The organism is Corallococcus sp. AB018 (genome assembly GCF_003986945.1).
GTDB classification, from domain to species: Bacteria; Myxococcota; Myxococcia; order Myxococcales; family Myxococcaceae; genus Corallococcus; species Corallococcus exiguus.
Genome location: NZ_RAWR01000325.1, coordinates 1 through 8,065, shown reverse-complemented (window position 1 = coordinate 8,065; position 8,065 = coordinate 1). Strand labels below are relative to the sequence as shown.

Sequence of the window (8,065 nt, the reverse complement as noted above, 5' to 3'; positions counted from 1 at the left end):
CCCTCGCCCCCTGCGCCAGCCGGCGCGCCGCCCACGCCGCCGTGAAGATGGCCCCCAGCGCCGCGAACCCGCCCAGGAACGCCACCGGCAACGTCAGGTCGCGCTGCAACGGCTGGATGCGCGAGCGCACCCGCGCCGCGCCCCGGTACTCGCCCGACAGCTCCAGGTCGTCCGCCAGCGACGACAGGTTCTTCTCCAGCCGCAGCTGCAACGTGGCGATGCTCGTGATGCACGTAATCAACAGCGCGGACACGACGATGGCCGGCAGGAACCAGCTCTGCCGGGGCAGGAACAGCCCTTCTCCAGCGGGGCGCTCATGCGGCGCGCGGCGGAACGCCTCCAGCGTCACCGCCGCCAGCGCCTTCTCGTAGAGCATGTACATGATGGGCGCGCTGAAGAGCCCCGCGCTCATCGCCACCGCCACACCCACCAGGATGACGCGCGGCGGCCGGTCCAGCGCCAGACCAATGGCGCCGTTGAAGAAGATGCCGCCCAGGAACCAGCCCGACTGCGCCTCCACGAACGTGAGCACGCCCGGCAGCCGCAACAGCCGTCCCAGCCGCTCCGCGGGGCTCGCCTTCGCCTCCACCGCGTACCGCAACAGCGCGCCCACCGCTCCAATGGGCACCACCAGCGCCAGCCCGCCAATGACGATGGGCGTGACGACGCCCAGCACGAACCCCGTGTGGCTCGCGTCCACGTCCAGCAGCTGCATGTCGACGTAGATGGCCGGCGCCACCGCCACCGTGACGACCAGCGTGCGCAGCAAGAGCAGCTTGAAGAGCAGCGCCTGGGTCGAAGGGGGGGATGGCTGTGTCATCAGGTGACGGATCCGGTTGAACGGCTCAAGCCTGCGGGCGAAGTGCGGATGCGTCAATGCAACGTCTTCGTCTTGCGAGCCAGACTCCCGGGTCTCCGCGAATAACAGGGACGCAACGGGTAGGCAGGGCAGGGCGCGTGTCGTTTCAGCGCGCGCCGCGCACTGTCCATTGCCTGACATTCCGACCTGTCGCGGCCCGAGCAGGGCGACCGTGCGGACGAGCCACCGTCACCTGCCGCCCGCCCATGACGTGCACACGTTGTCCTCCACAACGATTCACACACCGACGTCAGGAGGACGCCATGGGCGAGTGGACTGACAAGGCCAAGGGCAAGGTGAAGGAAACCGTGGGCGTGGCGACGGGCGACCGTTCGCTGGAAGCCGAAGGCAAGGCGGACACGCTCAAGGGCAAGGTCAAGGGCGTGGTCGAGGACGTGAAGCACGCCATCAAGGACAAGAAGGACGAGCGCGAGGAAGTGCGTCGCGGTGACGCGGATCCGTATCAGCGCTAGCGCCACACCTCACACCGCCGTTGAAACCGTTCGGGCCGCGGAAGCTGATGCTTCCCGCGGCCCGAGCTGTCTTCAGGGGCGCGTGCTCACTGCCGCATCTTCTCGCAGGGACACGCCACCTCCAGGAAGGTGGTGGACTTCCCGCTGAGCATCACCCAGAGGCAGCGCAACACACAGGCTGTCCCGAACTCCCGGTAGATGAGTCCCAGGTTGGAAACCACCTCACGTCCGGTGATGACCCCGCGCATTTTCCCGCTCCCTTGCGACCTGCCGTCCGACCCGCCGCCCATGGCCTCGTGAGAAGCCGGTCAGAGGTCTATGCAAAGGGCTGGCCGAGCCTCTGAAAACACCCCCATGCCCCAAGGTCCTGCGGTGAACGTCTCAAACCGTTGAAATGGCGGCCCTGAACGCATGCCTGCCCTGGAGTCCTTGAACGAAGCGGTGGGGCGCCCTGAAAACGTTACAGAAACAGGACGGCGTCCAGAGGATGGAAGGCCTGTCCGCCTGCCCTCGCCGGAGCGTCCCGCCGGGCCAGGCCGCTCGCGTGCTCCGCCGCCAGGCTGCGGACCCAGCGTCCCCGCAAAAGACGGGTGGCACATCCGCCGACGGGTCTGAATGTATGTCCATGAGGGCCCGCGTAGGCGGTCAGCCCTTCCGCGCGGTGCGTTCCAGCGGTGAGGTGGAAGGGAGTCGAGATGAGGCCAAACGTGTCTTCCCGAAGGAGTCTGCCGCTGCTGCCCGACGGCGTCCTCCGCGCTCAGCGGGGGCTGCGGCGGGTGGCGGTGGGGTTGGACTTCTCCCTGCAGTCCGAGTTCGCGCTCGCCCGTGCGCTGCGCCTTCCGCTCGCGCACGGAGCGGCCTTCAGCGTGCTGCACGTGAGCCCGCGGTTGGATGGCCACTCCGGCCCGGATGGGACGGTGGACGGCGAGCAGTGCCTGCGCCGGTCGGTGACGTCCGCGGCGAAGCGGCTGCGGCAGCGGCCGGACGTGGACGTGCGCGAGGAGCTGCGCACCGGTGACGCGCCGCACGAGGCGGCGGAGCTGGCCAAGGACCAGGGCGTGGAGGTGCTGGTGGTGGGCTGGCCGCACCTGCCCCAACCGGCGAAGCCGCTGCCGGACGACGCCATGGTGATGCGGCTGGTGCGGGAGGTGGACGCGTCCGTGCTGGTGGTGATGCCGCACCCGGGCCGTGTCTACCACCGGCCCCTCGTCGCGGTGAACTTCTCACGGGAGTCCCGCCGCGCGCTGGAGCTGACGATGCGCCTGTGTCCGGTCTCGACCCCCATCGAGGTGCTGCACGTGGTGGACCTGCGCGAGGAGGAGGCCGCCCTGCGCCGTGAGGATGTCCCCTTGACGCGGCAGCTGGGGCTGCTGCAGGAGCGCGAGGACGCGGCGCGAAGGGCGCTCGGGCGCTTCCTGGCGCCGTACCGGGAGACCGGCCGGGCGCTGGAGATCCGCCTGCGCTTCGGAGACCCGTGCGAGTGCATCCTCGCGGAGGCCCGGGATCGCGACTCGGACCTGCTCACGCTGGGCATGTCCTCCGCGAATCCGCCCACCACGTTGACCGAGGGCGTGCTGCGGCATTCACTCTGCGACGTGCTCATCTCGCGGCACGCCGCCCCGCCCGCCGCCCTGCCGGACGGCGGGGGCGCACCGGCTTCCTGAAAGCAGGGAAGTCCAGCGCGGCGGGCGTCGAGGCGTTATGAGGGGCGGCACCTTGCCACCTCCCACGCCGTCGACACCGCCATCGCTCCGGGCCCGTCTGAAGAACGCGGGCGTCCTCTTCAAGCAGCTGCCCGGCACCTTCCACCTCTTCTGGCGGGCGAGCCCCCGGGGCGCGGTGGTGCTGGGCGTGCTCACGCTGGTGGCGGCGGTGTTGCCGGCGGGCATCGCGTGGGTGGGCAAGCTCATCGTCGACACGGTGGTGGCCGCGGCGAAGGGCGACGTGGCGGCGAACTCGCGCGTGGTGGGGCTGGTGGCCACGGAGTTCGCGCTGATGGTGGCCTCCGCGGTGGTGGAGCGGGGGCTCACGCTCACCAGGGACCTCCTGCGCGCGCACCTGGGCAACCTGCTCAACGAGCGCATCCTCCAGAAGGCGCTGGACCTGGAGCTCAAGCACTTCGAGGACTCGGACACCTACGACAAGATGCAGAACGCGCGGCGGGAGGCGAACGCGCGCCCGCTGTCGCTGGTGATGCAGGCGTTCAGCATCGTGCGCAACGTCATCACCCTGTCCACCTACGCGGTGCTGCTCGTGGCGCTGTCGCCGTGGAGCGTGGTGGTGCTGCTCGCCGCGTCCATCCCCGCGTTCATCGCGGAGGCGCGGCTGGCGGCGGAGGGCTTCCGGCTGTACTCGTGGCGCGCGCCGGAGGGCCGCAAGCTCAACTACCTGGAGTGGATCCTCACGCGCGACAGCACCGTGAAGGAGGTGAAGCTCTTCGGGTTGGGGCCGCTGGTGCTGGGCCGCTACCGCGACCTGTTCCAGAAGTTCTTCGCGGAGGACCGGGCGCTCGCGCGCAAGCGCATGGTGTGGGGCCTGGGCCTGGGCCTCTTGTCGCTGGCGGCCTTCTACGGCTGCTACCTCTTCGTGGCGAGCCGCGCGGCGGATGGCGGCATCTCCGTGGGTGACATGGTGCTGTACCTGGCCGTGTTCCGGCAGGGGCAGGCCGCGTTCCAGGGCATCCTCACCAGCGTGGGCTCCATGTACGAGGACGCGCTCTTCATGAGCAACCTCTTCGCCTACCTGGACATCCCCACGTTGGAGAACGCGCCGAGGCTCCTGCCCGCCGTCTCACCGCCGCGCGGGAGGAGCAACGCCATCGAGCTGCGCGACGTCTCCTTCCGCTACGCGGGCAAGGACGCGTGGGCGCTGCGCAACGTGAACCTCACGCTCAAGCCCGGCCAGAAGCTGGCGCTGGTGGGGGAGAACGGCGCGGGGAAGAGCACGTTGGTGAAGCTGCTCCTGCGCATGTACGAGCCGACCGAAGGCCAGATTCTCTACGGCGGCGTGGACACGGCCCAGATGGGCGCGGACGACCTGCGCGGCCGCTTCGGGGCGGTGTTCCAGGACTTCGTGCGCTACCAGTTCAGCGTGTCGGAGAACATCGGCCTGGGACACGTGCCCGCGCTGGAGGACCGGCCCGCCATCGAACGGGCGGCGGAGCAGGGCGGGGCGAGCTCCGTCATCGCGACGCTGCCGTCCCAGTACGACACGATGCTGGGGGGCTGGTTCGAGAAGGGCCAGGAGCTGTCCAGCGGCCAGTGGCAGAAGCTGGCGGTGTCGCGCGCGTTCATGCGCGACGACGCGGAGGTGCTCATCCTGGACGAGCCCACGGCCAGCATCGACGCGGAGGCCGAGCACGCCCTCTTCGAGCGCTTCCAGGCGCTGGCCGCGGACCGCATCGCCATCGTGATTTCGCACCGCTTCTCCACGGTGCGCATGGCGGATCAAATCGCCGTGCTCCACAACGGCACGGTGCAGGAGCTGGGCAGCCACGACGAGCTGATGGCGCTGGACGGGCGGTACGCGCACCTGTTCCGGCTGCAGGCGCGCGGCTACCGGGACTGAGGGCTCAGGCCTGGGCCTTGGCGCCGCCGGGCAGGTGGTCCCGGATGACGCCCAGGAAGTACGGCTTGCCGTAGTACTGGCTCATCTTCCCCAGCAGCTTCCCGTCGCGGAACAGCAGGAAGGTGGGGATGCCGTACAGGCCGAAGCGGGTGGCCAGTGCCTCGTGCTCGTAGGCGTTGACCTTGACGACGCGCATGGGGGCGCCGTCCAGCTCCTTGAGGAGCTCCGGTTCGGCGGCGGCGTAGATGTCGCAGTTCGGGCAGCCGGGGCCCCAGAAGTCCACCACCACCAGCTCGTCGCGGGGCTCCATGACGAGCGAGTCGAAGGTCTCGGTCGTCGCCTCGGTGCTTACGGGATGCGCCATGGGCCCTTCCTAACGCCCGGGGGACTGGGCTTCCATGCGGGTTGCCTGGACCCGGGGCAGGCGGCCTGGAGGGATGGAGGGGCGGGCGTGTCAGGTTGTCCAGGTATGTCTACAGGACGTCGGGTGGACGAAACCCGACATGCACACTGCTCACGAGGGCCCAAGGCGCCGTAAGGTGCGAGCCCTGGTGGCTGTCGATGTCGTGGAGGGGTCATGCACGAGTGGTTGGAGGCACTGCGCAAGTCGGCGAAGGCGACCTCGGTGGGTGTGCAGGTGGAGGAGGTCCGCCGCGCGGAGACGGAGTGCGGCGTCCCGTTCCCCGAGGACCTGGCGGACCTGTACCAGGCGCTCAACGGCGGTGAGTTCCAGGGCGAGGTGCGGCTGTTCCCGCTGCGTGGCGAGGAGGGGGCGCCCAGCGTCCTGGAGAAGACCCGGCTGATGGTGGTGGGCCTGCCCGCGGCGGGAGTGTGGCGCTTCGGGCTGAAGGGGGCGCACCGGCACCTGTTCGTCGCGCGCAAGTCCGCGATGGAGGAGCAGGGGGACGGCGGCGGGCCGCTGCCCGGCTGGGTGGACGCGCTGGACGGGGACACCTGGGTCTTCGGCACCTGGGACGGCGAGAAGAAGGAGATGCGGCTGTACCGCGCGCTCAAGGACATGCTCGAGGTGCTGATTCCGCCCGTGGAAGAGGTGGAGAGCTTCGGGGAGCGGACCTTCGCGCGCGCCATGAACGCCGTGCTCCAGGGCGCGCTGTCCGGTGCTGCCGCGCAGGCGGAGGAGGACGAGGAGGCCCCCGCTGGCCGTGGCGGCGACTACTCGAGCGCCCTGGCCGCCCTGGCCCGTGACGCGGACGAGGACGAGGAGGAGGAGCTCGAAGCCGCGGAGTCCGCCGACGAGGAGGCCGAGGTGTCCAGCGAGGAGGAGCTGGAGGCGGAACTGGCCGAGGACACCGGTGAGGAGGAGGCCGAGCCCGCCGAACAGGAGGAGCTGTTCGAGGAGCCCGAGCCCAAGCGCCCCGCCGTGAAGAAAGCCCGCCGCGAGAAGGCTGTCACCGAGACGCCGTCCGCCCCCGCGAAGAAGTCCACGGGCAAGGCCGCCACGAAGAAGGCCGAAGCCGCCGAAGCGGAGGCGCCGACCGAAGCCGTCTCCACCAGGGCGGGAGCGCGCAAGGCGGCTGGCGAGAAGGCCACCGCGAAGAAGGCCGCGCCTGCACGTGGGGCCGAGAAGAAGGCCACGGGCAAGGCCACCGCGAAGAAGGCCGCGCCCGCGCGTGGGGCCGGGAAGAAGGGCGCCACCGCGAAGAAGGCCGCCGCGAAGAAGGCTGCCACCGCGAAGAAGGCCACGGGCAAGGCTGCCGCGAAGAAGGCCGCCGTGAAGAAGGGCGCCGTGAAGAAGGGTGCTATCCCGAAGAAGGGCGCCCCCGCGAAGAAGGCCGCCGTGAAGAAGGGTGCTGCCCCGAAGAAGGGCGCCGCCGCCAAGAAGGGCGCATCCACGCGCGGGGCCGCCAAGAAGGCCACGGGCAAGGCCGCCGCGAAGAAGTCCTCGCGCCGTCGGTCCTGAGCCGCACGGGGCCTCCCTCGGAGGCCCCGCCTGAAAACAAGGGGCGCGTCCCATGTCCTGGGACGCGCCCTGTTCTTACACCGCACCCGCCTGCTGGACCCGGCTACCCCTCGGGCAGCAGGTCCGGCGACTGGGCGCGCGGGCCGGGTTCGTCGGGCTGCGCGGTCAGCTCGCGCTCCTCTTCCTCTTCATCCCCCCGGCCGAAGCGCTGGATCTGATCCGGCAGGATGTCCCGCGCATCCGCCTCCTCCTCCATGGGGGGCGACAGCGCCAGGTCCTGGTCCGTGATGTTGATCTCATCCTCTCCGGTGTCCGGGTTCCGGTGGCGCAGCGAGGTGGACTCGCCCACATCCTCGTCTCCGAGCTTGTTGAACTTCATGGGGTCTCCTCGACAGGGACGGTTGAGAAAAGCTTCCGTGTCCCCACGAAAATGGGCCCCCCGGACGCGAGCGGCAATGGACGCCGCCCGCCTGCCTGGCGGGCCCGGCCCCCGTCAGCGAGGAGCCGTCGGCGGCTGGCCGTCAGTGCTGCCGGGCTTCACCTCCAGCAGCACCATCCCCAGCGCCAGCACCCGGGAGAGCGTCTCGCGCACCGTGTAGCGCCAGGGAGTCGCCCGTCCCTCGTCCGCCGCCACGCCCCACGCGTCGATGCCCACCGAGTTGGCGATGAAGAGCGCCCGCGACAGGTGGAAGCGCTGCGTGACGAGCACCGCCCGGTTCGCGCCGAACACCGAGTGCGCCCGCAGGCAGCTGTCGTAGGTGGACAGCCCCGCCTCGTCCCCCACCACCGCGTCCTCCGGCACCCCGTGCTCCAGCAGGTAGCGCCGCATGGCCCGCGTCTCGTTGTGGAAGGGCGCGGAGTTGTCCCCGCTTACCAGCAGCGACCGGACCTTGCCCTGCCGCCAGAGCGCGATGGCCGCGTCCAGCCGCTGCGCCAGCACCGGCGACGGCACCGCGCCCGGCGCCAGCCCCGCCCCGAACACCAGGGCCACGGGGGCCTCCGGAGCCACGGCCAGCGGCACGATGCGGCCCTGGTAGCGCAGGCGCACGAAGTGGGACAGACCCAGCAGGACGGCCAGGGCCAGCCCGAGCAGCCCCAGGCCCCTGCGTACCCACACCCTGGTCGTGCCGCCAGCCTTCATGGACCCCGCGGAACAGTCGGAAGGGGCCATTCTCTTCCGGCGCCCCCCGCCCGGAAAGCACCATGGGCGGCCGGCTGATGGGAACTGGTCACGCCCGCCCGGCC

8 protein-coding genes and 1 pseudogene are annotated in these 8,065 nt (G+C 70.5%); 4 read left to right on the top strand and 5 right to left on the bottom strand.

Translation table 11 applies throughout. The annotated features are described in order from the left end of the window. Window positions 1–820, bottom strand: a pseudogene (locus tag D7Y11_RS40125) (methyl-accepting chemotaxis protein); the annotation flags it as partial. A gap of 302 nt (window positions 821–1,122) precedes the next feature. Here D7Y11_RS40125 and D7Y11_RS40120 point away from each other — a divergent pair. Next, complete coding sequence (locus D7Y11_RS40120; RefSeq protein WP_120577190.1) at window positions 1,123–1,332, top strand: CsbD family protein; 210 nt, start codon at window positions 1,123–1,125, stop codon at window positions 1,330–1,332. Between the two features lie 86 nt (window positions 1,333–1,418). Here the strand turns inward: D7Y11_RS40120 and D7Y11_RS43995 are convergent, their stop codons facing one another. Continuing rightward, on the bottom strand, window positions 1,419–1,580 hold the full coding sequence (locus D7Y11_RS43995) for a hypothetical protein (RefSeq protein WP_167548270.1): 162 nt from the start codon (window positions 1,578–1,580) through the stop codon (window positions 1,419–1,421). 459 nt (window positions 1,581–2,039) lie between these two features. On the opposite strand from D7Y11_RS43995, the gene D7Y11_RS40115 reads away from it, so the two are divergent. Then, on the top strand, window positions 2,040–2,996 hold the full coding sequence (locus D7Y11_RS40115; protein WP_233605121.1) for a universal stress protein: 957 nt from the start codon (window positions 2,040–2,042) through the stop codon (window positions 2,994–2,996). Between the two features lie 37 nt (window positions 2,997–3,033). Beyond that, window positions 3,034–4,899, top strand: a complete 1,866-nt coding sequence (locus D7Y11_RS40110; protein WP_120577192.1) for an ABC transporter ATP-binding protein — start codon at window positions 3,034–3,036, stop codon at window positions 4,897–4,899. Window positions 4,900–4,903: 4 nt separating this feature from the next. On the opposite strand, the gene D7Y11_RS40105 is transcribed toward D7Y11_RS40110, so the two are convergent. Continuing rightward, window positions 4,904–5,263, bottom strand: coding sequence for a co-chaperone YbbN (locus D7Y11_RS40105; protein ID WP_121754562.1), 360 nt, complete (start codon window positions 5,261–5,263; stop codon window positions 4,904–4,906). Between the two features lie 213 nt (window positions 5,264–5,476). Here D7Y11_RS40105 and D7Y11_RS40100 point away from each other — a divergent pair, with 213 nt between their 5' ends. Beyond that, a complete protein-coding gene (locus D7Y11_RS40100) occupies window positions 5,477–6,820 on the top strand; it encodes an SMI1/KNR4 family protein (RefSeq protein ID WP_120577194.1) in 1,344 nt (447 codons plus the stop codon). A 103-nt stretch (window positions 6,821–6,923) separates the two neighbouring features. On the opposite strand, the gene D7Y11_RS40095 is transcribed toward D7Y11_RS40100, so the two are convergent. Continuing rightward, on the bottom strand, window positions 6,924–7,199 hold the full coding sequence (locus D7Y11_RS40095; protein WP_120577195.1) for a hypothetical protein: 276 nt from the start codon (window positions 7,197–7,199) through the stop codon (window positions 6,924–6,926). Between the two features lie 114 nt (window positions 7,200–7,313). After that, on the bottom strand, window positions 7,314–7,961 hold the full coding sequence (locus D7Y11_RS40090) for a vancomycin high temperature exclusion protein (protein ID WP_169822710.1): 648 nt from the start codon (window positions 7,959–7,961) through the stop codon (window positions 7,314–7,316). Window positions 7,962–8,065: the final 104 nt, after the last annotated feature.

Coding starts and splice junctions, on each gene's coding strand:
- D7Y11_RS40120 (WP_120577190.1), top strand. CDS start 1,123: ATGGGCGAGTGGACTGACAAGGCCAAGGGCAAGGTGAAGGAAACCGTG.
- D7Y11_RS40100 (WP_120577194.1), top strand. CDS start 5,477: ATGCACGAGTGGTTGGAGGCACTGCGCAAGTCGGCGAAGGCGACCTCG.
- D7Y11_RS40095 (WP_120577195.1), bottom strand. CDS start 7,199: ATGAAGTTCAACAAGCTCGGAGACGAGGATGTGGGCGAGTCCACCTCG.
- D7Y11_RS43995 (WP_167548270.1), bottom strand. CDS start 1,580: ATGCGCGGGGTCATCACCGGACGTGAGGTGGTTTCCAACCTGGGACTC.
- D7Y11_RS40090 (WP_169822710.1), bottom strand. CDS start 7,961: ATGAAGGCTGGCGGCACGACCAGGGTGTGGGTACGCAGGGGCCTGGGG.
- D7Y11_RS40105 (WP_121754562.1), bottom strand. CDS start 5,263: ATGGCGCATCCCGTAAGCACCGAGGCGACGACCGAGACCTTCGACTCG.
- D7Y11_RS40110 (WP_120577192.1), top strand. CDS start 3,034: ATGAGGGGCGGCACCTTGCCACCTCCCACGCCGTCGACACCGCCATCG.